Annotated in this window: 22 protein-coding genes; 6 read left to right on the forward strand and 16 right to left on the reverse strand. The window is 70.4% G+C overall.

The window, feature by feature from the left end; genetic code table 11:
- Positions 1-8: 8 nt before the first annotated feature.
- Positions 9-908, reverse strand: a complete 900-nt coding sequence (locus AB0395_RS23125) for a TIGR03619 family F420-dependent LLM class oxidoreductase (protein ID WP_366283526.1) — start codon at positions 906-908, stop codon at positions 9-11.
- 55 nt (positions 909-963) lie between these two features.
- Between AB0395_RS23125 and AB0395_RS23130 the strand changes: the two genes are divergently transcribed.
- Positions 964-1911 carry a phosphotransferase gene (locus tag AB0395_RS23130; protein ID WP_366283527.1) on the forward strand — a complete coding sequence of 316 codons (948 nt, stop codon included), beginning with the start codon at positions 964-966 and terminating at the stop codon, positions 1909-1911.
- A gap of 46 nt (positions 1912-1957) precedes the next feature.
- Positions 1958-2239, forward strand: coding sequence for a zf-TFIIB domain-containing protein (locus AB0395_RS23135; RefSeq protein WP_366283529.1), 282 nt, complete (start codon positions 1958-1960; stop codon positions 2237-2239).
- Between the two features lie 106 nt (positions 2240-2345).
- Here AB0395_RS23135 and AB0395_RS23140 read toward each other — a convergent pair whose 3' ends face one another.
- Positions 2346-3347: a hypothetical protein gene (locus AB0395_RS23140; RefSeq protein WP_366283530.1), complete on the reverse strand. Its 1002-nt coding sequence runs from the start codon at positions 3345-3347 to the stop codon at positions 2346-2348.
- Positions 3348-3417: 70 nt separating this feature from the next.
- The gene (locus AB0395_RS23145; protein WP_366283531.1) at positions 3418-4164 is read right to left on the reverse strand and encodes a phosphatase PAP2 family protein; all 747 of its coding nucleotides are present in this window, start codon (positions 4162-4164) and stop codon (positions 3418-3420) included.
- Between the two features lie 134 nt (positions 4165-4298).
- On the opposite strand from AB0395_RS23145, the gene AB0395_RS23150 reads away from it, so the two are divergent.
- From AB0395_RS23150 to AB0395_RS23165, 4 genes are all read left to right on the forward strand, one after another.
- Complete coding sequence (locus AB0395_RS23150; RefSeq protein ID WP_366283533.1) at positions 4299-5441, forward strand: hypothetical protein; 1143 nt, start codon at positions 4299-4301, stop codon at positions 5439-5441.
- Between the two features lies 1 nt (position 5442).
- Positions 5443-6597 (forward strand): toxic anion resistance protein, encoded by a 1155-nt coding sequence (locus tag AB0395_RS23155; RefSeq protein WP_366283534.1) that lies wholly within the window; start codon positions 5443-5445, stop codon positions 6595-6597.
- Positions 6594-8174, forward strand: a complete 1581-nt coding sequence (locus tag AB0395_RS23160; RefSeq protein WP_366283536.1) for a VWA domain-containing protein — start codon at positions 6594-6596, stop codon at positions 8172-8174. The genes AB0395_RS23155 and AB0395_RS23160 overlap by 4 nt, the downstream gene beginning before the upstream one ends.
- Before the next feature lie 77 nt (positions 8175-8251).
- Positions 8252-8872, forward strand: coding sequence for a hypothetical protein (locus AB0395_RS23165; RefSeq protein WP_366283538.1), 621 nt, complete (start codon positions 8252-8254; stop codon positions 8870-8872).
- An 82-nt stretch (positions 8873-8954) separates the two neighbouring features.
- Here the strand turns inward: AB0395_RS23165 and AB0395_RS23170 are convergent, their stop codons facing one another.
- The 13 genes from AB0395_RS23170 to AB0395_RS23230 all read right to left on the reverse strand — a co-directional run bounded on the left by AB0395_RS23170 (position 8955) and on the right by AB0395_RS23230 (position 24430).
- A complete protein-coding gene (locus tag AB0395_RS23170; RefSeq protein WP_366283539.1) occupies positions 8955-9749 on the reverse strand; it encodes a UDP-galactose-lipid carrier transferase in 795 nt (264 codons plus the stop codon).
- Between the two features lie 61 nt (positions 9750-9810).
- A complete protein-coding gene (locus tag AB0395_RS23175) occupies positions 9811-10230 on the reverse strand; it encodes a protease inhibitor I42 family protein (protein ID WP_366283541.1) in 420 nt (139 codons plus the stop codon).
- Positions 10231-10332: 102 nt separating this feature from the next.
- Positions 10333-10950: an ATP/GTP-binding protein gene (locus tag AB0395_RS23180; protein WP_366283542.1), complete on the reverse strand. Its 618-nt coding sequence runs from the start codon at positions 10948-10950 to the stop codon at positions 10333-10335.
- On the reverse strand, positions 10931-11320 hold the full coding sequence (locus AB0395_RS23185; RefSeq protein ID WP_366283543.1) for a DUF742 domain-containing protein: 390 nt from the start codon (positions 11318-11320) through the stop codon (positions 10931-10933). The genes AB0395_RS23180 and AB0395_RS23185 overlap by 20 nt, the downstream gene beginning before the upstream one ends.
- On the reverse strand, positions 11317-11742 hold the full coding sequence (locus AB0395_RS23190; protein ID WP_366283544.1) for a roadblock/LC7 domain-containing protein: 426 nt from the start codon (positions 11740-11742) through the stop codon (positions 11317-11319). Before AB0395_RS23190 ends, AB0395_RS23185 begins: the two co-directional genes overlap by 4 nt.
- Before the next feature lie 99 nt (positions 11743-11841).
- Entirely contained in the window at positions 11842-14355 is a 2514-nt protein-coding gene (locus tag AB0395_RS23195) for a nitrate- and nitrite sensing domain-containing protein (RefSeq protein ID WP_366283545.1), read from the reverse strand.
- Positions 14356-14682: 327 nt separating this feature from the next.
- Positions 14683-16458: a prenyltransferase/squalene oxidase repeat-containing protein gene (locus AB0395_RS23200; RefSeq protein WP_366283546.1), complete on the reverse strand. Its 1776-nt coding sequence runs from the start codon at positions 16456-16458 to the stop codon at positions 14683-14685.
- Positions 16455-17339, reverse strand: coding sequence for a terpene synthase family protein (locus tag AB0395_RS23205; RefSeq protein ID WP_366283548.1), 885 nt, complete (start codon positions 17337-17339; stop codon positions 16455-16457). Before AB0395_RS23205 ends, AB0395_RS23200 begins: the two co-directional genes overlap by 4 nt.
- Positions 17336-18718 (reverse strand): cytochrome P450, encoded by a 1383-nt coding sequence (locus tag AB0395_RS23210; protein WP_366283550.1) that lies wholly within the window; start codon positions 18716-18718, stop codon positions 17336-17338. Before AB0395_RS23210 ends, AB0395_RS23205 begins: the two co-directional genes overlap by 4 nt.
- Positions 18719-19332: 614 nt before the next feature.
- Entirely contained in the window at positions 19333-20301 is a 969-nt protein-coding gene (gene meaB / locus AB0395_RS23215) for a methylmalonyl Co-A mutase-associated GTPase MeaB (RefSeq protein ID WP_366283552.1), read from the reverse strand.
- Positions 20285-22462 carry a methylmalonyl-CoA mutase gene (scpA, locus tag AB0395_RS23220; RefSeq protein WP_366283554.1) on the reverse strand — a complete coding sequence of 726 codons (2178 nt, stop codon included), beginning with the start codon at positions 22460-22462 and terminating at the stop codon, positions 20285-20287. The genes meaB and scpA overlap by 17 nt, the downstream gene beginning before the upstream one ends.
- The gene (locus AB0395_RS23225; protein WP_366283555.1) at positions 22459-24243 is read right to left on the reverse strand and encodes a methylmalonyl-CoA mutase subunit beta; all 1785 of its coding nucleotides are present in this window, start codon (positions 24241-24243) and stop codon (positions 22459-22461) included. The genes scpA and AB0395_RS23225 overlap by 4 nt, the downstream gene beginning before the upstream one ends.
- Complete coding sequence (locus AB0395_RS23230) at positions 24227-24430, reverse strand: hypothetical protein (RefSeq protein WP_366283557.1); 204 nt, start codon at positions 24428-24430, stop codon at positions 24227-24229. Before AB0395_RS23230 ends, AB0395_RS23225 begins: the two co-directional genes overlap by 17 nt.
- Positions 24431-24471 lie beyond the last annotated feature (41 nt).

A 24471-nucleotide genomic window follows, 5' to 3' on the forward strand; every position in this document is an offset into this window, starting at 1 on the left:
ACGCTTGGTCAGGGCGCGAGGGTCTCCAGGGCTGCTTCCGCCCTGCGCATCGACTCCTCGGGGTCCGCGTCCGGCGAGCCGATCTCCGGATCGAAGTTGAGGTCGTGGAAGACATCGGTGACGCCCCTGGCCTCCAGCATGGTCACGTCCTGCCGGATCTCCTCGAACGAGCCGGTCAGCGGGGCGCGTCCGGCGGTTCCCGCGGGGCGGATCCGAGTGGGGCCGCGGGTGACGAAGCGCAGCGTCTCGGGATCGCGGCCCGCGGCACGGGCGGCCTCCTTTACAATGTAGATTTTCTCATCGATACGGCCGAGATCCTCCTGGCTGGCGCTGATCCAGCCGTCCGCGAGCCGTCCCGCACGCCGCAGCGCGATCTCGGCGCTCCCGCCGAGCAGGATGGGCGGCTGCGTCGGCGGCTTGGGGTCCTGGTGCACGGGCGGCAGCTGGTAGAACTCGCCCCTGTGCTCGACCGTCTCCTCCGACCAGAGCCGCCGCAGCACGTGGATGTACTCCTCGCCGCGCCGTCCCCGCCGGTCGAACGGCACCCCGGAGGCCGCGAACTCCTCCCGCAGCCAGCCGAGTCCGAGCCCGACGTCCAGGCGCCCGCCGGAGACCGCCTGCAGGCTGGCGAGCTGCTTGGCGAGCAGCGCGGGCGAGGCGAACGGCATGTTGAGCACCGCGACGCCGAGCCTCACAGTCTCGGTCACCCCCGCCAGGTAGGCCAGCGTCACCACCGGGTCGTGCACGCTGCGGTAGACCGGGCCCATCGAGTGGCCCTGCGGGTACAGCAGCCTCTGGAAGGTCCACACCTCGTGATAGCCGAGCTCCTCCGCCCTGCGAGCGATCCGCACCATGTTGCCCGGCGTCGCCCAGGAGCCCGAAACGGGTATCGCGAATCCGATCCTCATGGCAGCACTTTATGCGCCCGTACGGCGAGGCTCCGATCAGTGGTTCACTTGCCGGATGAGCGAAAGCGACGACCTGATCGACGAGCTCCGCCGCATCGCGGCCCGGTACGGCACCGCCCCCGCCGAGGTGGTGCCAACCCGGCCCGACGTGGTCATCGTGCGGGCCGGGGCCGTCGTGGTGAAGGCGCACGCCCCCGGGGCCGAGCGGGCGCCACTGGCGGAGCGGATGCGGGCCGTCGCGCATCCGGCGCTGCGCGGGATCATGCTTGAGCCCGTCACCGAGGAGGTCGAGACCGTCGGCGGCAGGCTGGTCACCGTATGGCCCGCCGGGACCCCGGTCGACCATCTGGACCCGGACGCGGCCCCGTGGGAGGCGGCGGCGCGGCTGCTGGCCAGGCTGCACGCCGTACCGGTACGGACGCTGCCCCCACTGCCCGGGGCGGGCGGGCCCGCGCGGGTGGCCGCGACGGTCGCCCGGTTGCAGGGCGACTCCGCCGCCGCGCTCGTCGTGCGCAGGGCCATGGCCTGCCTGTCCCTGGACTCTCCGGCCACCGCGGGCCAGGCCCCGGCCCCTGAGGCGGGCCCCGGAGCGGGATCGGGGGCGCACGGGCTGGCCCACGGCGACTGGCACATGGGCCAGCTCGTCAGGATCGGGGACGAGTGGATCCTCATCGACGTCGACGACCTGGGGATCGGTGACCCCGCCTGGGACCTGGCCAGACCCGCCGCCTGGTTCGCCGCCGGGCTGCTCGACCCCGGTGTCTGGCACCGCTTCCTCGCCGCCTACCGGGCCGCGGGCGGACTCGCCGCCGGGGCGGACGGCGACCCGTGGGAGCGGCTGAACCTCCCGGCGCAGGCGATGACCGTGCAGCTCACCGCGGCGGCGGTGGCCAACGCCGAGCGGGAGGAACGGCCGCTGGACGAGGTCGAGCAGGTGCTTGTCGACACCTGTCAAAGGATTGTCCAGTTCCGAAGCGCCTGCCATAGTGTGCCGACGCAGTAGGTTGTGGTTACGTCAAACGCAACCCCAGGACAAGGAGATCGGCCAGATGCAGTGCCCGAAGTGTCGGGGCAACATGCGCACCTATGAGCGCAACGGTGTCCACATCGACCAGTGCGACAGTTGTCGCGGCATCTTCCTGGACTACGGCGAGCTGGAGACGCTGACTCGGATGGAGAGCCAGTGGTCCCAGCAGCACCACGCCGCTCCCCCGCCGCCTCCGCCGCCGCCGACGCACCACGGGGCTCCCGCCTGGGGCGCGCCGCACCATGGTGGCCACTACGGCCACCACCGTAACCGCAGCTGGGTGGGCATGCTGTTCTCCACCTGATCTCTCCCCCCGACTCGACCGAGGGGGAACCGGGACCGCGATCTCGCGACGGGGGTCGCGGTCTTCGCGTCCCGGTCACCTCCTCCGGGAAGCCGGGAGATCACGGTCAGCCGGGGAAGTCACCCGGCTTGATGCGCTTGGGCCGTACGTTTCCGCCCACGACCGGGTTGAGGGTGAGGGTCCAGTTGCTCCAGCGGATCTCCGTCCTGGTGTGGATCGTCTTGAACCGCACGGATTTGCCGAACTGCTGGAAGGCGCACGAGCGGCTGAAGGCGCGGGCCTTGGAGTCCCAGTCGACGCCGAGGGTATAGAAGATCTTGTACTTCCCGTCCCGCACTCCCTTGATCTTGAAAGAGGACTTCTTGCGGACGTAGACGGTGATCGCCTTCTTCCCTCCCCGCATCAGCACGACGACCGCGTCCTGGTTGTTGCCGTTCTTCAGCTCCAGGGAGGCACGCCCGGGAAGGCTCTCCGACTTGATGTAGGAGCCGTTGCGCAGGCGGCGAGACCTCTCTCCACTGATCTTGACCGGGACGACGTCGGTCGGGTAGTCGCCCAGATCGGCCAGCGCGCTCGCGCTGTCGCGCACCGGTGAGATGCGTCCGATCTCGTCGGCTCCCGTCAGCACGGCGGGCCCGGTGCACACGTCCTGCGCCTGCACGTCGTCCTTGGCGTCGGCCAGGGCGTCGGTGAGGCTCCTGAGCGTGCCCACGTAGTTCCCGTGCTGGATCTTCACCGCAGACGGCGGGATGAGGATCTCAAGCCCCGAGACCGCGGTCTCCAGCGCGGCGACCGTCTTCTCCAGTTGCGTGTCGAGTCCCTTGCGGCCGGTCCCGTCCAGTTTCGCGATGGCGTCCCTGATGGGGCCGCGTGCCCTGTCCAGCTCGGCCCGGTAGGCCTCGGCCGTCAGCTCGGCCGCCGTGGGCACACCGCTCGGGGACGAAGAGCCGATCGGCCCGTTCGTTCCGGCGGCCGGTCCGGGGCCCTGCCCGACCACGCCGCCCGCGACGGGGCCGCCGACCACGGGGTCACTGGAACCGGGAGAGGTGCAGGCGCTCAGGGCCATCATGGTGACCACGGCGCATGAGATCAATCGGGGGGCAGTCACCTGCCCCACTATCGCCCGATCGATCACGACCCGTCAAACATCATTCCTCCCCGATAATGGTCCATTCCGTTCACGGACCGGCATATGGATGATTACGGCGGCTCCGGAAACGGCCGGCCGGCGCGCCTGAACCGTCGACACCGATCAGCCCGGTCCCGCCGGCCGGGAAACCCACGTCGAGACCGTCGAAGGCCGCGGTTCCGGCCGCCCGGCCGACAGGCGGCGAGGTCCCCGGCCCGGTACGCCGCCGCCACACCGCACCCCCGGCCCGTCCTGCCTCCGCGGCCCTGGGCCACAGCCGCCGGGTCAGCAGCCCGGCCGCCACACCGACCCCCGCCCCCGCCAGTACGTCGCCCGGATAGTGCACGCCGGTGTAGACGCGGGAGAAGCAGACCGCCGCGGCGAGCAGCGCGACGGGGGCGGTTACCACGAGGGGTGCCTCGAGCGCGACGGCCGTGGCGAAGGCGGCCGCCGAGGCGGAGTGGCCGGACGGGAACGACGCCGAGGTGGGCATCTTGATCAGCCGGGCCAGCGGCAGGCCCTCCGGGGACGGCCGCTGCCTGCGGAACGCCTGTTTGCCGACCAGGTTCACCAGCGGGCTCGCCAGGCTGACCGCCAGCAGCCCGCGGGTCGCCGCGCGGCGCAGCCCCCTGTGCCCGCTGAGCGCGCCCCCTCCGGCGAGCCCCGCCCACAGCAGCGAGTTGTCCGCCGCGCGCGTCAGGACGGGCAGCAGCCGTTCGAGACCGGGGAGTTTCGCGTCCGCGACCGCCGCGAACACCCGCCGATCCAGCGCGCTCAACCATGACCTCACCCGCATGACCCACCCTCCCAATAATGACGAATAAGTGAACAGAGCCTTAATTCTGACGCATACCTCGATATCCCGCGCGCATCCGTTTCCTCTCCTCTCATAATTCCAACAAGAGGAGTTATTTACAGAAATGGGGTGGAATGAAGCGGTCGATCGGCATCGTTCTCGCGCTGCTGCTCGGCGCCGCCGTCGTGGTCGCGATCATCCTGGGCAACGGGGGTGGTGACGGCAAACCGGCCGTGGCCACCGTCCGAGGCGTGATCGGTTCGGAGAAGAAGCCCTTCTTCGATGATCCCCGGGTGCGGGCGGCGTTCGAGAAGCACGGTCTGCGGGTAGAGGTGGACACCGCCGGATCCCGGCAGATCGCGACCGAGGTCAAGCTCGACAACTACGCGTTCGCCTTTCCTTCCAGCGTCCCCGCCGCCGAGAAAATCAAGAAGGACCGCAAGGTCTCCACGACCTTCTCGCCTTTCTACTCCCCCATGGCCATCGCGACCTTCCAGCCGATCGCCGACCTGCTGACCAAGGCGGGCCTGGTGCGCGACTCGGGCAACGGCTACCAGGTGTTCGACGTCGCCAAGTACATGGACCTGGTCGCCAAGGGCACCCGGTGGGACAAGCTTCCCGGCAACACCGCCTATCCGGCCCGCAAGCGGATCCTGCTGACCACGACCGACGTCAGGAGCTCCAACTCTGCGGCCATGTACCTGGCGATGACCAGCTACGTCGCCAACGGCGAGGACGTGGTCACCACCTCGTCCCAGGTGCCCAAGGTCGCGGGCGTGGTCGCGCCCATCTTCCTCGACCAGGGCTACTCGCAGTCGTCGTCCGAGGCACCGTTCGACGACTACCTGGTCATGGGGTCCGGCAAGACACCGATGGTCATGATCTACGAGGCCCAGTACCTGTCCCGCGTGTTCGCGGGCGACGGCTCGATCAAGCCCGACATGCGGCTGCTGTATCCCTCGCCGACCGTGCTGAGCAAGCACACGCTGGTGCCCTTCACCCCGCAGGCCGCCGAGGTCGGGCGGCTGCTGACCGAGGATCCCGAACTCAGGAACCTCGCCGCGCAGTACGGCTTCCGCACCGCCGATCCGAAGGCCTTCGCCGACCTGGTCGCCAAGCACAAGGCTCCGGCGGCGCGTGACCTGGTGGACGTGGTCGAGCCTCCCACGTACGAGCACCTGGAAGGGCTCATCGCGAACATCGACCGGCTGTACGCCAGCGGCGCCGTGCCGCAGTCAGCCAGCGGCGCCGCGCCGCGGACAGAAGGAGGGCCCTGACGTGGCCGAGAGCGAACTGACCCTCACACCGCCGGCTCCCGTGGCGGCCGTGTCCACCTCGACGGCGGCGACCATGCTGCCGCTGGCGGACGAGCGTGAGACCGAACTCGCCGCCAAGGCGCAGCAGTTCGCCGCCGAGCTGGCCGCGCTCGACCACCGGACTCCGGACTTCACGCGCAAGGTGCACGACATCTCCTCGATGGGCGACACCGAGATCCGCTCCGCCTCCCAGGTGGCCAACCGGATGCTCAAGCGTCCCGTGGCGGCCCTGGCCTCGGCCAAGGGCGAGGGCGCGGACGCCCAGGGCCGGGTGGCGGGCCAGCTGGTCGCGCTGCGCCGTACGGTGGTCGACCTCGACCCCAAGCAGGCGGCGAGCGGCACGCGCAAGCTGCTCGGGCTCATCCCGTTCGGAGACCGGCTTCGCGACTACTTCGCCAAGTACCAGTCCGCCCAGAAGCATCTGGACGACATCATCAGGGCGCTGAAGTCGGGCCAGGACGAGCTGCTGAAGGACAACGCCGCGATCGAGGGTGAGAAGGCGAACCTGTGGGAGGCGATGACCCGCCTGCAGGAGTACGCCGTGATGGCCGCCGCGATCGACACCGCGATCGAGGACCGCATCCTCGCCCTCGACGCGGCGGAGCCGGAGAAGGCGACCGCGCTGCGCTCGGACGCCCTGTTCGCCGTACGGCAGAAGCACCAGGACATCCTCACCCAGCTCGCGGTCTCCGTTCAGGGCTACCTGGCCCTCGACCTGGTCCGTAAGAACAACCTCGAGCTCAGCAAGGGCGTCGACCGCGCGACGACAACGACGGTCGCCGCGCTGCGCACCGCGGTGACCGTGGCCCAGGCGCTGGCCAACCAGAAGCTGGTGCTCGACCAGATCACCGCGCTCAACTCCACGACCAGCGACCTGATCCTCGCCACCAGCGAGATGCTGCGCACCCAGGCCGGGGCGATCCAGACGCAGGCGGCCTCGACGACCGTCGACATGGATGTGCTGCGCAAGGCCTTCGACAACGTCTACTCGACCATGGACATGATCGACAACTTCAGGGCGCAGGCCGTCGAGAGCATGGCCGTCACCGTGGACAGCCTGAGCACCGAGCTGACCCACGCCAAGACCTACCTGGAGCGCGCGGAGGGAACCCCTTGAGCAAGCCCTCCTCCCCCTCTTCCCACCGTACGGCGGCGCGGGCGGCGGTCGCGCTGGCGCTGCTGGCCATGACCACGCTGGCGGCGTGCTCCTCCGGTGACGTGCCCGACGACGGCCCGGACGTGCTCAGGGTGCTGGCCGGAAGCGAGATCAAAGACCTCGAACCGATGCTGAAACGGTCGGGGGTGAAGGTGAAGATCTCCTACACCGGCACCCTGGACGGCGCCGAGCAGGTGGCGAGCGGCGGCGCCGACAGCTCGTACGACGCGATCTGGTTCTCCTCGAACCGCTACCTGTCGCTGATCAATGGCGCGACGGCCCGGCTCTCCACCGAAACCAAGATCATGTCGTCCCCGGTGCTGCTCGGCCTCAAGACCGCCAAGGTGAAGGAACTCGGCTGGGAGGGCAAGCCGGTCAGCTGGGACCAGATCGCGACCGCGGCGCGCGAGGGGCGTTTCACCTTCGGCATGACCAACCCCGCTTCCTCGAACTCGGGCTTCTCCGCACTGGTCGGGGTCGCGGCCGCGCTGTCGGACGCGGGAGAGGCGCTGAGCGCCCAGCAGGTCACGGCGGTCACGCCCAAGCTGAAGGAGTTCTTCTCCGCGCAACGGCTGACCTCCGGCTCCTCGGGCTGGCTCGCCGACGCCTACGCGAAGGAGGGCAAGGTCGACGGCATCGTGAACTACGAGTCGGTGCTGCTCGGCCTGAAGGGGCTGAGCCTGGTCTACCCCAGCGACGGTGTGGTCACCGCGGACTACCCGCTGACCCTCCTGGCATCGGCGAAACCGGAGAAGAAGGAGCTGTACGGCAAGCTGACCGCCTGGCTGCGGACCCCGGACACGCAGCGGGAGATCATGACGACCACCCACAGGCGGCCCGCCGTCCCCGAGGTGAAACCGGGCCCCGAGTTCGGCACCGCCCCGCTCCTCGAGCTGCCGTTCCCCAACCGCAGGACCGCCGCCGACGGGCTGATCACCGCCTACCTCGACAAGGTGCGCGTCCCGGCGCAGGCCCTGTTCGTGCTGGACACCTCCGGGTCGATGGAGGGTGAAAGGATCGAGGCGCTGCGCCACGCGCTGGTCACCCTCACCGGCGCCGACGCCACGGCCTCCGGCATGTTCTCCCGCTTCCGCAGCCGGGAGAAGGTGGTCATGGTCCCGTTCAACGACTCGGCCGGGCAGCCGCAGTCGTTCGCGCTCCCCGAGCAGAACCCGCAGCCGGTCCTGGGTCAGATCAAGTCATACGCGGAGAGCCTCCAGGCGGGCGGCGGAACGGCGATCTTCGACGGGCTGCGCACCGCCTACCAGCAGGCGGCGGGGAGCGGCGCCGACCACTACACCTCGGTCGTGCTGATGACCGACGGCGAGAACACCAACGGCATCTCCTACGAGGACTTCGTGAGCTTCTACCAGGGGCTGCCCCCGGCGCAGCAGCAGATCAGGACGTTCGTCGTGCTGTTCGGCGACAGCGACGTCGACGAGATGAACAAGATCGCCACGCTGACCAGGGGCGCGGTCTTCGACGCCCGCAGCGGGTCGCTGGCCTCGGCGTTCAAGGAGATCCGTGGCTACCAGTGAGGACCGCGCCGCCCGCGCGGGGCGGGACGCGCCCGCCCCGCCTGTCCCGGACGCCAGAGCCGCCCGCGGGTGCGGTCATGTCCGTTGACCGGGTGCTGGGGTATCTGGGCTCGACCAGGAACATCGTCGGCTGTTTCCTGGCCCTGCTGGGGTTCGGCGCGCACTTCCTCGGCCTGGCGGGCGCGTTCTGGCCGGTGGTCGTCGCCGGCCTGTACGGCGTCGGCGCGCTGGTGACCCCGCCCGACAAGGTCAGGCTGGCCATCTCCCACGCCGAGGTCGAGACCGCCCAGCTCAGGACCGACCTCGACGCCCTGCTGCGGAAGGTGGACGGCTCGCAGCGTTTCCCTGAGGACGTGCGGGCCAAAGTGGGCGGCCTGGCCGACGTGCTCAGCGGCGTCCTGGGCCGGGCCGAGGTCCTGACCACCTCCCCCGACCACCTGCACATCGTCTCCCAGGCGATCCGCGACTACCTTCCCTCCAGCCTGGAGGCCTACGCCAACCTGCCCCGCTCCTACGCCCTGAACCGCCGTTCCGAGCGTGAGCGCAGCGCCCACGAGGAACTCCTCGTCCAGCTCGACCTGCTGGACACCAAGCTGCGTGAGGTGGCCCAGGCCGTGCACAGGGGCGACGAGCAGGCGCTGCGCGACCAGGGCCGCTTCCTGCGCGACCGCTTCGGCGGCTCGGACCTCGACCTGTAGGAGGCGGGAAACCGTCACGCAGCAGGCTGCCCCAGCTCCCCTGCCGCACCACGGACCTCGACCTGCAGCCCGGCGGCGACGGTCACTCCGCTCTAGGGGGCCTCGCCGCCGGGCTCACGGTGGACTCGCTCAGGTCGTAGCCCTGGGCGAGCAGCCCCGCCTCGACCGCGGCGCACACCGTCTCGACGACCTCGACGCGGGCGAACCGCTTGTCGTCGCCCGCGACGACGTGCCACGGCGTGCTCGGCTGGTCGGTCCTGGCGAGCATCTCCTCGACGGCGGCCTCGTACTGCGGGCGCTTCTCCCGATTGCGCCAGTCCTCGTCGGTGAGCTTCCAGACCCGCAGCGGGTCGCCGGCCCTGTCCTTGAAACGCCGGAGCTGCTCCTCCTCCGAGACGTGCATCCAGAACTTGACCATGATCATGCCCTCGGCGACGAGGGTCCGCTCGAACTCCACGATCTCGTCGTAGGCGCGCGACCACTGCTCCTCGGTCGCGAACCCCTCGACCCGCTCGACCAGCACCCGCCCGTACCAGGAACGGTCGAGCACGGTCATCCCGCCCCAGCCCGGCAGCACCGGCCAGAACCGCCACAGGAAGTGGTGCCGCTTCTCGTCGTAGGTCGGCGCGGCGAACTGGGCGACCCGCACGTGTCTGGGGTCGAGCGGACGCACCAGCCGCTTGATGGCCCCGCCCTTGCCCGAGGCGTCCCAGCCCTCGAACACCACGCACAGCGGCGGCCCGATGCGCCGCTCGCCGATCTGACCGCCCAGCATGAGCCGCAGGCGCAACAGATGGTCCAGCGCGGCCTCGAGCCGCTCCGCGGCCTCCTTCTTCGGCAGTTTCTGCGACAGGTCGACCTCAGACAAGCGATTCATGGCACCAGCCTCGCATCCCCGCGGGGAACGGGCCACCCGCCGCCGGGCGAGGGCGCCGGGGTCAGGCGACGGTGATCCTGAAGATCGCCTCACCCGTCCCGGGCCCGCTCGGCGGCTGCGTGGGCGTCGCGCCGCCCGCGCAGTGCCGGCAGGCGTAAAGCGTGACGGTGGTCGTGCCGGGATACTTGGCGTTGAAGACGAAGTAGCGCACCCCGCCGGTGCCGCCGCCCGCCCGATACTCCTCGCTGATGAACGAGGCCACCTTGACGTCCGGCAGGGCCGCCATCCGCCAGCCGTCCCCCGTTGCGGGGTTCTCGTCGACGGCCAGGGAGAAGCGCCTGCCCGGGGTGAGCCGCACGTCGGCGGTCTTGCCCGCCTCTCCGTGCACGACCACGCCGAAGTCGTAGACGGCGCTTCCGGCGCCGCACCCCGTGACCAGCCCGACCAACAGCAGCACTACGGCCCACATTCGGTAAACCACGCAGGCCACAGTAGCGAGCGAGGCGGCCGGTGCCTCACGAGGCCACGCCAGGCGGCGCCCGCCCGCCCGCGCATGGCTCTCACAGGGCTTGCGCAGGAGCTCTCACAGGGGCGCGGCATCTCCCGCGACGGCCGCGCCCAGACGCATCTTCATCGCGTGCTCGACCAGGGTGATCAGCACCTTCTTGCCCGACTCCCGCTGCCTGGCGTCGCACAGCACGATCGGGATCTCCGGATGGAGGGTCAGGCCGAGCCGTACCTCCTCGAGGTCGTAGCGGCGGGCTCCGTCGAAGCAGTTCACCGCGACGATGAAGGGCGTCTGGCGCCGCTCGAAGTAGTCCAGGGAGGGAAAGCAGTCGGCCAGCCTGCGGGTGTCCGCCAAGACCACCGCACCGAGCGCGCCGAGGGCCAGCTCGTCCCACAGGAACCAGAAGCGCTCCTGACCCGGGGTCCCGAAGAGGTAGAGCCGGTAGGCGTCACCGATGGTGATGCGGCCGAAGTCCATCGCGACCGTGGTCGTCCGCTTGCTCTCGACGCCGGACAGGTCGTCGACCCCGATGCCCCTGTCGGTCAGCGTCTCCTCGGTGCTCAGCGGCTCGATCTCGGAGACCGCGCCGACCATCGTCGTCTTCCCCGCCCCGAAACCGCCCGCGACCAGGATCTTGATCGCCTTGGGCAGCCTGACGCGTCCCGCGTCGCGGCTAGAGCGCACGGAGTCCATCGAGCACCGCCCTGTACAGCCTCTCGTCGTGCATGTCAGTCTCCGAATGGGGCTCTTGCAGGGCGATGAACCCCTGGTCGAGCAGGTCACTGAGCAGGACACGGACAGTGCCCGCGGGAAGGTTCGTGTGCGCGGCGATCTCGGCTACCGACTGCGGCTGGTGGCAGAGCCTCACGATGGCGAGGCACTCCGGGTCGAGTCCGGACTCCCTCGGCGAGACGGACCTGACGGTCACCGCCAGTGTGATGAGGTCGAACCGGCCGCGCGTCGGTTCGGTCCTGCCGCGCGTCAGGACGTAGGGCCGGACGATCGGTCCGGCCTCCTCGCCCACCCACTGCGTGTCGGGCAGTTCCTCGAAGGGGGGGTTCATCGTGGAACGTCGTCCTTGGCGGATTCCGCGGCTCTGGCGGGCGAGATGAGGTACTGGCCGACCCGCGTGACGAGCATCGCCATCTCGTAGGCCACCAGACCGACGTCGGCCTCGCTCGTGCAGAGCACCGCCAGGCAGGCACCCTGCCCCGCGGCCGTCACGATCAGGTAGGCGGAGCGCATTTCGATGATGGTCTGGCGCACCGCGCCGCCGTTGATCCGGTCGCTGACGCCCTTGCCGAGACTCTGGATCGCCGATCCAACGGCGGCCAGGTGCTCGGCGTCCGAACGGTCGAACTCCGCCGAGGTCGCCAGCAGCAGACCATCGGTGGAGAAGACGATTCCGTGCTCGGCCTCTCCCACTCGGTCGACCAGGTCGTCCAGCAACCAGGCCAGGTCGGTGAAAGATCCTGTTCCCTGCACCACTCGTTGTCCTCTTTCTGCCGGTGGGCGTTCGGTCGTGTGTCTCTGGCGGCTCGTCTGCGCCGGATCGGCACGCGCGAATCGAAGTCGTCACTGGCGTCAGGTGCGGGATCCGCCGCCGTCGGCGCGATCACCCTCTTTGCCCAGCAGCTGGGCGGCGTCCGAGCGGCCCCTGCGGGTGCCGTCCTGGAAGGACGCCATGGCCGCGCGGATCGTCTCCGGCGAGCGCTCGTCCGCGTCGTCGAGGCCTGGCTCCCGCGATGTGGACTCGTCCTCCTGCAGCGGGGCGGCGAGGTGTGTCTGCGGCACGCGGCGCGGAAGGCCGCCGGGTGTGTGGCTGCTGTCCGGCGGAGGCAGGACGGGAGGCAGCGAGGGGGCAGGACCGTCCTGGTCTCCCCGACCACCGGGGATGCCGGGAGCGGCAGGGCCGCCACTGAGAGCGCCGGGGATGCCGGGAGCGGCGGGGCCGCCACCACCGGGACCGCCACTGGAGGCGCCGGGACCGCCACGACCGGCGGCGTGCCGCGGCATCTCACGCCGCTCGGGGGGCGTCACCCCACCGGGCTCGTCGATGGCCCTCTCCCTCCTGCTAGCCGGCCCGGGGCCGGCGATTCCCAGCGGGTCGCTTCCCCGGTCGAATCCTCCCGCGGATGCCCCGGCCGCCAGCGCGCCCGCGTTCACCGTGCGGGGTTGCGGCACGGCGACGGCGGGCTCAGGCTCCGGCTCGGCCTGCTCTCTGATCAGATCCTGGGGCAGCAGGACCACGACGGTCGTGCCCCCGTACGGCGAGGCCTTGAACGTCACTCGGATCTCGTGCCGCTCCGCCAGGCGACTGACCACGTAGAGCCCGAGGCGGGCGTTGCCGGACAGCTTGAGCTCGGGCGGGTTCGCGATCCGCTCGTTGGCGGAGGTGAGGTCCTCCGGGCTCATGCCCAGGCCGCGGTCCTCGATCTCCAGGGCGTACCCGTGGGCCACGGCGTAACCGCTGACCTGGACCGTCGTGTAGGGCGGCGAGAAGGAGGCCGCGTTCTCTGCCAGCTCTGCGACGAGGTGGATGACGTCGCCGACGGCTCGCCCGTCCAGCGCGACCCCGCCGAGCGGAAGCACGTCGATCCGGGTGTAGTCCTCGATCTCGGCCAGCGCGCCGCGGACCACGTCGATCATCGGCACCGAGTCACGCCACGCGCGCCCCGGCGCCGCCCCGGAGAGCACGAGGAGGTTCTCCGCGTAGCGCCGCATGCGGGTCGCCAGGTGGTCGAGGCGGAACAGGTCGCGGAGCTCCTGCGGGTCGTTCTCCCGCCGCTCCATGACGTCCAGCACGCTCAGCTGCCGGTGGACGAGCGACTGGGTACGGCGGGCGAGGTTGCGCAGGATGTCGGCGATGTCCCGCCGTAGCTGTGCCTGCTCGACCGCGACCTTGATGGCGGTCCGCTGCACGGCGTTGAAGGCCTGACCGACGTGGCCGATCTGGTCGTTGCCGAACTCGAGCGGCGGCGCCTCCGCCGCGATGTCGACGTGCTGCCCGTGGCCGATGCGATCGACCACGGAGGGGAGGCGCTCGTTGGCGAGCTCCCAGGCCGCGACCCTGAGCTTGTCGAGCTGCTGGACCAGGGCCCGCGCGGTGGTGATGGACAGGATGATCGAGGCGATGACGGCCAGGAGCCCGAGGCCGCCCGCCAGCGAGAGCCGTACGATCACACCTGCGGCGACCGGGGTCGCCCGCTCGACGATGCCGTCACCGGCGCTGAGCACCATCTCTTGGAGCTTGGCCAGCACGGGCTGGGAGGCGGAGGCCCACTGCCGGGCGTCGACGGCCTCGGCGGGGGCCGGGGCAGCGCCCCGCATGAGCTGTTCCTCCATGCTGCGCATGCGGTTGAAGGACTCGCTCGCGATCAGCCGTTCGCAGGCCGCCCTGTCTGCGGCGGGCAACTCGGCCACGGCCTCCTGGAAGAGGAACCGTCTCGTCCCGACGGTCTGCGCGAACAGGGCGCGCTCGGTTTCGGTCATCCGGCCCGCGGCGAGACCGCCCGCGGCGATGGCGTCCTCCAGGGACAGGATGTCCCTGGCCCTGCTCAGCTGGATGGTCGTCCGGGTGTCCTTGGCGATGGCGACGTCGTCGAGCGTCGCCATCGAGTCGTAGACGCGGTACAGGGAGTCGATGACGTCGGTGAAGATGTCGGCGGCCTTGACCCGGTCGGCCGTTCCCGCGTCGACACCCTTGCGTCCCGCCTGCAGGCCGTCTAGTTTCTGGAACATCTCCTTGAGGCGCCGGTCGAGGGCCGCGCTGCCCAGCAACTGCACGTCGCTGCCGCCCGCGAGCGTCTTGAAGTTCGCGCTCGCGTCCTCGGTCCGCTTGCGCTGGGCGTTCAGGGCGTCGCGCTGCTGGCGGGCGGAGCCGGAGGCGCCGAGAAAGGTCAGGCTGAGCCTGCGCTCGTTCTGCAGTTCGACCAGGAGTCGCTCGCTCGGCTGGGCGATGCCCGCGTCGAGCCTGGCGACGCCCAGCATGTTCAGGCCCTCACGTACGGTGACCCACGCGGTGAAGGCCCACAGAGCGATAAGTGACACCAGCAGTGCCGTGACCTTGGTCCGCAAACGCGCATTGCGCAAGCGCATAGCACCCATCCTGGCGAAAGTGAAAGAAAATCACATTATCTTTTCACGACGATTAATACGTGTGAATAAATAGGTGCCACATTGCGCCGGATGACGGCATCCGGCAGGGCACCCGGAGAACCTTAGCAATGTCGCCAATTACACTCAAGGCAACTTTGACCAGATGTAGCCGTCTGTCCTTTTTGCAGATCAAAATTCTGCATTGAATTCCGGTGACCGTCCGTCGCCGGATATGCACCATCCGGATTTTCGGCCTCCCGCCGGGCGGGGCGGGAGGCCGACGGGAGGTCACGGAAGGTCATCTCGGACGGGCGACGGGCAGGACGGCTACTCGGGCGGCCGGGCACGCACGGCCAGGTGCAACGCCCCGAGGATCGCGGCCCTGACGATCGCCGACGGGAAGTACAGGTCTTTGTCGTGCCAGAGCGCGGGCGCGTCGATCGGCTCACCGCGGCCGGTGACCATGGCCAGCAGCCTGCGGTGCCCGCGTTCGACGGCCACCGCGCGCGGGTCGGCTCTGGCCGGGGCCGTCAGCAGCAGGGTCTGCAGCGCGTACGCGGTCTCCTCCGCCGTCCCCTCCCAGCAGCCCCACGAGCCATCCTCCCGCTGGGTGCCCAGCAGCCAGCGCACGGCGGCCCGCACCGCGCCCGCGGACTCGGCGCCGCCGTACTCCTGCAGGGCGAGCGCGCAGCAGGCCGTCGCGTAGTACGGCGAGGCGTGCCAACGGTCCAGCCAGCTTCCGTCCGCCCGCTGGCAGTCGCGCAGCCACGCGGCCAGCTTGCGGACGGCCGCCGCGTAACGCCCCGCGGCCTCCGGGGGGTCCGCACACACGCGCAGGTACTCGCCGAAGGCGTCGAGCACGTGCGCGTTGACCGTTGGCGAGGCCCCCTCCTCCCCCTGCCAGGTACAGAAGTGGGTCTCGGTCTCGTAGGTCCAGAGGGCGCCGGGCTCCCTGGGCGCCCGCAGGAGCGCCAGCGCGTACAGCCCGACGGAGGTGGTGTCGGCGTCCGGCGGCAATCCCGGTCCCGCCGCGGTGCCGCCGGGACCTATCGCGGCGTCCAGCGCGGTGACCAGTTCCTCCGGCACGGTCACCGGGACGCCCGCGCGCCGCAGCCAGCTCAGCGTCCAGCTCCGTTCGAAGACGGTGACGGGGACGGCGCAGGGCACGGGGCCGCCGTAATGGGCGGCGACCGTCTCCAGGTACCGCCGTACGGGCGAGTCCTCGTCGCCACTCCCCCGGACGCCGAGCCACGCGGCGCCCGCCGCGGGCGAGGCGCCGATCGCGTGGGCTTCAGGAGGCCGGGAATCCTCCGTGCTCACCGCGACCCGCGGGGACGTCTTCTCCCCCGGCCGGGGCGAGGCCTCCTCAGGGGACGGGATCGGGCTGGGAACGACCCCGGGGGCCCCGGCCGCCGTCTCTCCCGCAACCTCGAGGGCGTGCAGCACCTTCTGCGGGACGGCGGCACCCGAGGCGAGCCTGGTCCGTACCACCGACAGCTTCGCCGTGCTCATGCCCGGGGGGAGCTCGAGCGGCTCCCCCTCGCCCATCGCCGCGAGATGCCCGTTGACCATCGCGGTCAGCGCGGGCACGATGAGCTCGATCGCCGGCATGTCCGGCAGCTCACGTGAGTCGCAGGGGTTCTTCGAATCACACTGGTCGCACGGGTCGTGCCCGTGCGACCAGCGGCGCAGCGCGCCGAGTCCGCGCCAAGTGGTCCGTACCACGGCGTCACGGCCTCCGCCCGAGTCCTCACGCCGGAGTTCGGCGAGCAGCGCCTCGGTCGCGCTGAGGGTGGGGACCAGCGCGTATCCACCGCGAGCGCCCCAGCCGCCGTCAGGACGTTGGGCGGCCAGCAGGAACTCGACGCGCGGGGCATGGCCGGCCAGCCACGGCGCCAGGCTCACCAGCCGCCCCGTCTCGTACACCGAGACCGAGACCTGGCCCCACGGCTCGGCCAGCAGCCCGGCGACCAGTTCGCGCGCCGCCGCGGCCACACGGGTCTCCGTATGGAGCGCTCTCCCGGCCAGGCCGAGAAGTTTCCTCGCCGCGTCCGGGACCTTCCGCAGCTCGGTGCCGGACAGGAGGATGTCGTCGATGGTCACAGAGAGCCCCAGTAGTCGGCGACCTGGTAGAAGCCCGCGCAGAAGTCCATCTGCCGTTCCAGATAGCCCGCCAGCTCTGGATTCTCCACCCGCAGCGGGGCGATCAGCTCACGGCTCGTGGCGGCCAGCCCCGCGATGTGCCGCTCGACCTCGGCGCGTTCGAGACCGAGCAGCAGGGCGTTGAGGTCGCCCCAGAGCAGGTCGCGTTCGTAGGTGCCCAGGTCGTTGAGGAGGCGCAGCACCCGCTGCACCGCCCTCGACGCCTCCGCGACCGCGCCGGGATCGGCGGTGACGACGGGACCGGAGGTGTACAGCCAGTGCGCGGCGAACGCGAAGGAGAAGCCGAGGTTGTCGGCGTTGCCGAGGTACTCCTCGAACCCCGGGGTGACCTTCGCGCCCTTCCAGCGCGCCTCCTTCAGCATCGCCTCGAGCATCTGCCGCAGTTCCTCGTGCCAGATGGGGCCGAGCACGGGGTAGGCGGGTGAGGCGGTCAGCTCGTCGCGGATGGCGGCGAGCATCAAGGTGAGGTCGTCGCCGTCCCGCGGCGGGGCGCCGCCCGCCACGTCGAGGCAGCGCCGCGCGATGTCCTCAACCTCCTGCGGGGAGGTCGCGACGTAATCGACGAGCCAGTCGAGGCCGAACGCCCACAGGCAGACCTTGTTGGCCATCCGCAGCCGCTCCGCCGTGAACCAGGGCCCGCTGAAGGCCATGGCCAGCGACAGGGTGCTGTAAAGGGCCGCGTCGAACGGCTTCGCGGAGAACAGGCCGGGGTAGGCCTCCGCCCATCCGCGCATGTCGCGCTGGGCCTGCCCCGCCACGGCGCAGATCGTCCCGCACTCCGCGGCCGAGGGCCACGCCGTGGGACCGGTGCCGCCCGTCACGCCGCCGCGCCCGGGCCATGCCGGACGGGGCCTAGGTTCAGCGTGACCTTCTCGCGAGGTCTCAGCGAGGCGGCGGGGAACGGTGTGTACGGCCCGGCGGTGGCAAGCTGGGGACGAAACCGGCTCAGGATCGCGGCGATCATGAGAGGCGCCTCGACGTAGAACAGGTGCTTGCCCAGGCACTGGTGCGAGCCGCCGCCGAAGGGGAAGTACGCGTACCTGTGCATACGCTCATGTGCGCCGGGGGCGAAGCGCTCCGGATCGAACTCGAGCGGGCGCTCCCAGAACTCGTCGAGCCGGTGCGTGGAGTAGGGGCTGATCAGCACCTGCGCGCCCGCCTTGATGCGCACGCCGCCGATCTCCGCGGACTTCATGGCCATCCTGGGGAGGATCCAGCCCGCAGGATAGAGGCGCAGGAGCTCCTGCAGGACCATGCGTGTGTAGTGCAGCTCCGCCAGGTGCTCGGGTGCGACGGGCCCGGCGCCGACCACCCGGTCGATCTCCTCGTAAAGCCTGGCCGCGACCCCCGGATGGGCGTCCAGCAACGGCCACAGCCAGGTCAGGGACATGGCCGTCGACTCGGAGGCCGCGCCGTAGACGCTGACGAGGTTGTCGCGGATCTGCCGGTCGTCGAGCCCCGTCCCGTCGTCCCCCTTGACACGGCAGAGCGCGGAGATGACATCGAGGCCGTCGCCGCTGTCGGCCCGCGCGTTGCGGATCACCGGGAAGACCACGTCGTCCACCGTCCTGACGGCCTTCATGAAGGACCGGTCACCGGGGACCCGTACCGAGTAGGGCATGAACGGCATGAGCAGCCGGAAGTTGATCGAGGTCGCGGCCGTGTCGTAGGCGGGGGCGAGGCGCTCGCCCTCCTCACGGGTGATCCTGTCGCCGAACAGCACCTTGAGGACGGCCCGGTTCACGATCCTGGACATCTCCTCCAGGACGTCGATCTGCTGTCCGGCCAGGGCGTACTCGTCCAGTTCCGTGACACGCGAGGTGATCACCCCTGCCATCTCCCCGGCGATCGAGTCGATGTATCTCCGGGTGAAGAGGGGCTGCAGGACCTTTCTGCTGGACTCCCAGGGCTCGTCCTCACCCAGGATGCTGGCGCCGATCATGCGCCGTAGGGGCCGCCAGAACATGCCTTCGCGGCGGTAGTTGGTCCAGTCCGACTTCAGCACCTGCTGAACGTGGTCGGGGTGGGTCACCAGGTAGGGGCGGAAGAGTCCCAGCTCTAGCCGGACGACCTCCCCCTGCGCCCGCCTGCCTATCTCGGCGAGGGTGTTCACGGGGTCTTTCATCAGCCCTGACAGGGCGCGGTGGACGGGGACGGTCCTGCTCCGCCGGAACGTTCCGGCAGCCGCGTCGATCGACATTACTACGTTCTCCCACCTCGCGTGACGCGAACATACGCAGCGTGACCGCCGCCCGCGGCGACGCCGGGGCGGTGGGAGCGCAATCAGGGACAAGCGGCCACTCCGTTGTGACCTATCCCACACGGGAAGTAGTCAGGGCCGGTCGACCGGCAGCCCCTCCATGATCTTCCCGCGCCTCGCCATGCGCCCTCTCACACTCACGTATGTAAAGGGCTTTATTACGACTTTCAGAACCCTTTGGGCGAAGTATCACATGATCGACAGGGGGCGATCAAGGTTGCAGCCGGATAATAGTTTTGCCATAACTGCGACGAATCGGTTTCTTAAGCAAGAGTTCATGTAATGTGGGCAGAATTCGCAAACCAGTTCCCACATTTTCGTCACTCAGCGTGACGGATACTGTGGTCGCCGTGACCTTTTCTCCACACAAAACGGGACCGAAACTCGGACGGGACCCTCTATTCCCATCCAGATTCCACAGGAAACCCCGCTACCTCCAAGACCGGATGAGAATACCCATTCCTCCCCAAACCCGGACGAAACCCCCCGTTTCCCTCCCAGACCCGGACTAGACCACCCATTTCTCTCCAGAGTGGTCCAGTCCAGTAAAGGGCTCAGTGCCCGAAGGCGTCCAGGAGGCGGTCGGCGGCGAGGGAGGGCGTCAGGTCACCTGCCTGCACCTCCCGCTCGACCTCCGCGGCGATCGCGGCAACCCGGGGATGCTCGTGGAGCCTGGCCAGCAGGCGCTCGGTCACCAGGGACCAGGTCCAGCCGACCTGCTGGCGGCGGCGGCGGGCGGCGAGCTCTCCGGAGGCCTCCATGGTCTCCTGATGCGTCACGATCTGGCGCCACAGCTCGTCCATGCCGGTGCCCTCCCGTCCGCTGCAGGTCAGCACCGGCACCGCGCGCTCGGAGCGCAGCAGCCGCAGCGCCCCGGCCAGTTCCCTGGCCGCCTTCTTGGCCTCCAGCTCGTACGGGCCGTCAGCCTTGTTGACCGCGATCACGTCCGCGAGCTCGAGCACGCCCTTCTTGATGCCCTGGAGCTGGTCGCCGGTCCTGGCCAGGGCGAGCAGCAGGAAGGTGTCGACCATGTCGGCGACCGCGGTCTCCGACTGGCCGACCCCGACGGTCTCGACGAGCACGACGTCGTATCCCGCCGCCTCGACCACGACCATCGCCTCGCGGGTCGCCTTGGCGACCCCGCCGAGCGTGCCCGAGGTGGGGGAAGGACGGATGAAGGCGGCCGGGTCGACGGCGAGCCTGGACATCCTGGTTTTGTCGCCCAGGACACTGCCGCCCGTCCTGGTGGACGACGGATCGACGGCGAGCACCGCGACGCGGTGCCCCTGTCCGGTCAGGCGGGTGCCGAGCGCGTCGATGAACGTGGACTTGCCCACGCCGGGCACACCGGTCACGCCGACCCTGCGCGCCCTGCCCGAGAGCGGGGTCAGCTCGACCAGCAGCCGCTGGGCCAGGTCCCTGTGATCGGCCCTGGAGGACTCGACCAGCGTGATCGCCCTGGCGATCCACACCCTCGAGCCCTCCTTGACCCCCTGGACGTAGTCCTCAAGCGTCCTGGGCATGGCCCAGCCGGGTGCGCAGGTCGGCCACCAGCCCCCGGGCGGCGTCGGCGATCACGGTGCCGGGCGGGAAGATGGCCGAGGCCCCCGCGGCACGCAGCTCGTCGAAGTCGCCCGGCGGGATGACACCGCCGACCACGATCATGATGTCCTCCGCGCCCAGCTCGGCGAGCGCCTCGCGGAGGGCGGGGACCAGCGTCAGGTGCCCGGCCGCCAAGGAGGAGACCCCGACCACGTGCACATCGGCCTCGACCGCCTGGCGGGCGACCTCCTCCGGCGTCTGGAACAGCGGGCCGACGTCCACGTCGAACCCGAGGTCGGCGAAGGCGGTCGCGATCACCTTCTGCCCCCGGTCGTGGCCGTCCTGCCCCATCTTGGCGACCAGGATGCGGGGGCGGCGGCCCTCAAGGCGCTCGAACTCGGCGCATGCGGTACGGACCTCGTCCACGCCCGATCCAACCTCCTCGCGGTAGACCCCGGAGATCGTGCGGATCTGGCCCTCGTGCCTGCCGAACACCCGCTCCAGAGCGTCGGAGATCTCTCCGACCGTGGCCTTGGCCCGCGCCGCCTCGACGGCCAGCGCGAGCAGGTTGCCCTCGCCGGCCGCCCCCTTGGTGAGCGCCTCGAGCGCCTGGCCGACCCGCTCCGCGTCGCGCTCCTCGCGTAGGCGACGGAGCTTGTCGAGCTGCTGGGCGCGCACCGAGGTGTTGTCGACCTTGAGCACCTCGATGGCCTCGTCGGCGTCCGGACGGTACTTGTTGACGCCGATCACCGGCTGGCGTCCCGAGTCGATGCGGGCCTGGGTGCGGGCGGCGGCCTCCTCGATGCGCAGTTTGGGCAGGCCCTGGTCGATCGCCTGCGCCATGCCTCCCGCGGCCTCGACCTCCTGGATATGCCCCCACGCCTTGCTCGCCAGCTCGTGGGTGAGCCGCTCGACGTAGTAGGAGCCGCCCCAGGGGTCGATCACCCGGCAGGTGCCCGACTCCTGCTGGAGCAGGAGCTGGGTGTTGCGGGCGATCCTGGCGGAGAAGTCGGTCGGCAGCGCCAGCGCCTCGTCGAGGGCGTTGGTGTGCAGCGACTGGGTGTGCCCCTGGGTCGCGGCCATCGCCTCGACGCAGGTGCGCACGACGTTGTTGAAGACGTCCTGGGCGGTGAGCGACCAGCCGGAGGTCTGCGAGTGGGTCCGCAGCGACAGCGACTTGGGGTTCTTCGCGCCGAACCCGGAGACCAGGCGCGCCCACAGCAGCCGGGCGGCGCGCAGCTTGGCGATCTCCATGAAGAAGTTCATGCCGATGCACCAGAAGAACGACAGCCTCGGCGCGAACCTGTCGATGTCCAGTCCCGCCTCGGTGCCCGCCCTGAGGTACTCGACGCCGTCCGCGAGGGTGTAGGCCAGCTCCAGGTCGCACGTGGCCCCGGCCTCCTGGATGTGGTACCCGGAGATCGAGATGGAGTTGAACTTGGGCATCCGCTCACTGGTGTAGGAGAAGATGTCCGAGATGATCCGCATCGATGGGGCGGGCGGGTAGATGTAGGTGTTGCGGACCATGAACTCCTTGAGGATGTCGTTCTGGATGGTCCCCGCCAGCTGCTCCGGTGCGACCCCCTGCTCCTCCGCGGCGACGATGTAGAGCGCGAGCACCGGGAGCACCGCGCCGTTCATGGTCATCGACACGCTCATCCTGTCGAGGGGAATCCCGTCGAAGAGCTGCCGCATGTCGTAGATGGAGTCGATGGCGACCCCCGCCATGCCCACGTCTCCCGCCACGCGCGGGTGGTCGGAGTCGTAGCCCCGGTGGGTCGCCAGGTCGAAGGCGACCGAGAGGCCCTTCTGCCCGGCCGCCAGGTTGCGGCGGTAGAAGGCGTTCGACTCCTCCGCGGTGGAGAACCCGGCGTACTGCCTGATGGTCCACGGCTGGTTGACGTACATGGTCGGGTAGGGCCCGCGCAGGTACGGCGCAGCCCCCGGGTAGGTCCGCAGGAAGTCCAGCTCGGCCAGGTCGTCCGCCGTGTAGAGCGGCTTGACGCCGATCCCCTCCGGCGTCTCCCACACCAGTTCTTCCGGGGTCTTCCCGGTGGCCTGCCGTACGGCCCGCGCCCAGCCGTCCCGGTCGGCCTCCGAGGGCTCCCTCTTCAGCCCGATTCCGGAGAAGTCGGGAATCATCGAGCCACCTCCAGGTCGTCGAAGGTCGTGCGGAGCACGCCGAGCGCGTCGCACCCGGCGTAGAGGTTGGCGTCCACTCCCGCGTAGTCTCCCTTCCCCGCCAGCCACACCTTCGCCGCTCCCGCGCCGCGCAGCGCGGCGGCCACGGCCTCGGCGTGCTCGCCGTACAGCCTGTCGCTTGAGCACAGGCAGGCGATCCTCGCGCCGCTGGCGGTGAACGCCTCGGCGATCGCGGCGGGGTCGGCCGCGGCCGCAGGGCCGGTGACGGTCGCGATGCCCCCGGCCTGGAACAGGTTGGCCGCGAACGACGCCCTCGCGGTGTGGACGGCGACCGGGCCGATGGTGGCCAGGAACACCGAGGGCCTGACCTCCTGCGCGTCCGCCAGGTCGCGCAGCTCCTCGAACTCCTGGGCGTAGCGGACGCCCTCCGCGCCGCCCGGCCTGGGGGCGCGGGCGGGGAGCCGCTCGCCGAGGTTGGGGAACTCGCTCACCCCGGTGATCGGGTCGCGGCGGTGGGCGATGTTGTCCGAGCGCCTCCGCCAGGTGGCGGCCAGCCGGTCGGCGACGAGCCCGGAGTCCAGGGCCGCGGCCATGCCGCCCGCGCGCTCTATCTCCTGGAACCACTCCCAGGCCTTACCCGCCAGGTCCTCGGTGAGCCGCTCGACGTACCAGGATCCGCCCGCGGGATCGATCACCCTGGCCGCTCCCGCCTCCTCGACGAGCAGCGACTGGGTGTTGCGCGCGATGCGGCGCGCGAAGGCGTCCGGCAGGCCGAGGCGGGCGTCGAACGGCTGCACGGTCACCGCGTCCGCCCCTCCCGCCCCCGCGGCGAAACAGGCCAGCGTGGTGCGGAGCATGTTCACCCACGGGTCGCGGGCGGTCATCATGGCCGAGCTGGTCACGGCGTGCTGCCGCTGCCCGAATCCCGTGCCCGCCCCCGTCGCCGCTTCCTCCGCCGTGCCCGTCCCCGCCCCGCACACCTCGGCGACGCGCGCCCAGAGCCCGCGCGCGGCGCGGAGCTTGGCGACGGTGAGGAACTGGTCGGCGGTCGCGGCGTAGCGGAACTCCAGCTGCCCGAACGCCTCCTCGACGGTGAGGCCCGCGCCGGTCAGCGCCCGCAGGGCCGCGACCCCCGCGGCGACCGAGCAGCCGAGCTCCTCGGCGTCGCTCCCGCCCGCGTCGTGGTACGGCGTGCCGTCGACCATGACCGCCCGCAGCCCGGGGAAGCCGTCCACGCAGCGCCTGGCCAGCTCGGCCGCGGTCGCGGCATCGCGCAGCGGGTCCGCGCCCAGGTTGCCCGTCGGCGTGACCCCTCGCCGCCCGGCCAGCGCCAGCAGCGTCTCTGCCGCCTCGCGGGTACGCTCCCCCGCGTCCAGGGTGACCGAGATCAGCTCCAGGTAGACGCGGTCGTCGAGGACACGCGGCAGATCCTCCGGCTCCAGGGCGAGCCACAGCGAGGTGACACCGTTCTCCAGGTCGGCGAGGACCGCCTCGGGGTCGGCCACCTCGTGCCGCTGCCTGACGTCCCAGCCGCCCTCAGGACGGGATCCCCTGATGTAGGGTGCCGCGCCCGGCAGGCCGGGGTCGTCGGGAAGGTCCGACTCGTCGTAGAGCGGCGCGATGGTCACACCGTCGTAGGTGGTGGAGGACAGCGCCTCCTCGGGGGAGCCGGTTTCGATACCGGACTTGTGCAGAACACCGAGCGCGAGCTCACGCCACCGCTCCCGCGTGGTCGGCGGGAAGCCGGCGGCCGTTCGAAGTTCCTCAGGCGGCACCGTCATGAACCGGATAGTAAGCCCACCGCCCGAAGGCGCTCTCCGCCAGGTCCCGGTCACCGGGCCGCCCGTTCCTGTGACGCCTGGTGACAGGGCTCTTCTCCCGGACGCGCGGGACACCGTTCTCGCGGACGCGCGGGGCATGCACGATCCGCAGCCGCACCGGATGCGCCAGTAGCTCCAAAGTTTCCACGATGCAACGGTCTCATATCGTGCTACCGTTCGCAAAATAGT

It is taken from the genome of Streptosporangium sp. NPDC051023 (genome assembly GCF_040689595.1).
GTDB lineage: Bacteria > Actinomycetota > Actinomycetes > Streptosporangiales > Streptosporangiaceae > Streptosporangium.

What these genes read in the sequence shown, in the direction of transcription:
- scpA (WP_366283554.1), bottom strand. Translation starts at nt 22,462, where the DNA reads ATGATTCCCGACTTCTCCGGAATCGGGCTGAAGAGGGAGCCCTCGGAG.
- AB0395_RS23180 (WP_366283542.1), bottom strand. Translation starts at nt 10,950, where the DNA reads ATGGACTCCGTGCGCTCTAGCCGCGACGCGGGACGCGTCAGGCTGCCC.
- AB0395_RS23145 (WP_366283531.1), bottom strand. Translation starts at nt 4,164, where the DNA reads ATGCGGGTGAGGTCATGGTTGAGCGCGCTGGATCGGCGGGTGTTCGCG.
- AB0395_RS23170 (WP_366283539.1), bottom strand. Translation starts at nt 9,749, where the DNA reads ATGAATCGCTTGTCTGAGGTCGACCTGTCGCAGAAACTGCCGAAGAAG.
- AB0395_RS23150 (WP_366283533.1), top strand. Translation starts at nt 4,299, where the DNA reads ATGAAGCGGTCGATCGGCATCGTTCTCGCGCTGCTGCTCGGCGCCGCC.
- AB0395_RS23210 (WP_366283550.1), bottom strand. Translation starts at nt 18,718, where the DNA reads ATGTCGATCGACGCGGCTGCCGGAACGTTCCGGCGGAGCAGGACCGTC.
- AB0395_RS23185 (WP_366283543.1), bottom strand. Translation starts at nt 11,320, where the DNA reads ATGAACCCCCCCTTCGAGGAACTGCCCGACACGCAGTGGGTGGGCGAG.
- AB0395_RS23225 (WP_366283555.1), bottom strand. Translation starts at nt 24,243, where the DNA reads ATGACGGTGCCGCCTGAGGAACTTCGAACGGCCGCCGGCTTCCCGCCG.
- meaB (WP_366283552.1), bottom strand. Translation starts at nt 20,301, where the DNA reads ATGCCCAGGACGCTTGAGGACTACGTCCAGGGGGTCAAGGAGGGCTCG.
- AB0395_RS23130 (WP_366283527.1), top strand. Translation starts at nt 964, where the DNA reads ATGAGCGAAAGCGACGACCTGATCGACGAGCTCCGCCGCATCGCGGCC.
- AB0395_RS23195 (WP_366283545.1), bottom strand. Translation starts at nt 14,355, where the DNA reads ATGCGCTTGCGCAATGCGCGTTTGCGGACCAAGGTCACGGCACTGCTG.
- AB0395_RS23165 (WP_366283538.1), top strand. Translation starts at nt 8,252, where the DNA reads ATGTCCGTTGACCGGGTGCTGGGGTATCTGGGCTCGACCAGGAACATC.
- AB0395_RS23125 (WP_366283526.1), bottom strand. Translation starts at nt 908, where the DNA reads ATGAGGATCGGATTCGCGATACCCGTTTCGGGCTCCTGGGCGACGCCG.
- AB0395_RS23135 (WP_366283529.1), top strand. Translation starts at nt 1,958, where the DNA reads ATGCAGTGCCCGAAGTGTCGGGGCAACATGCGCACCTATGAGCGCAAC.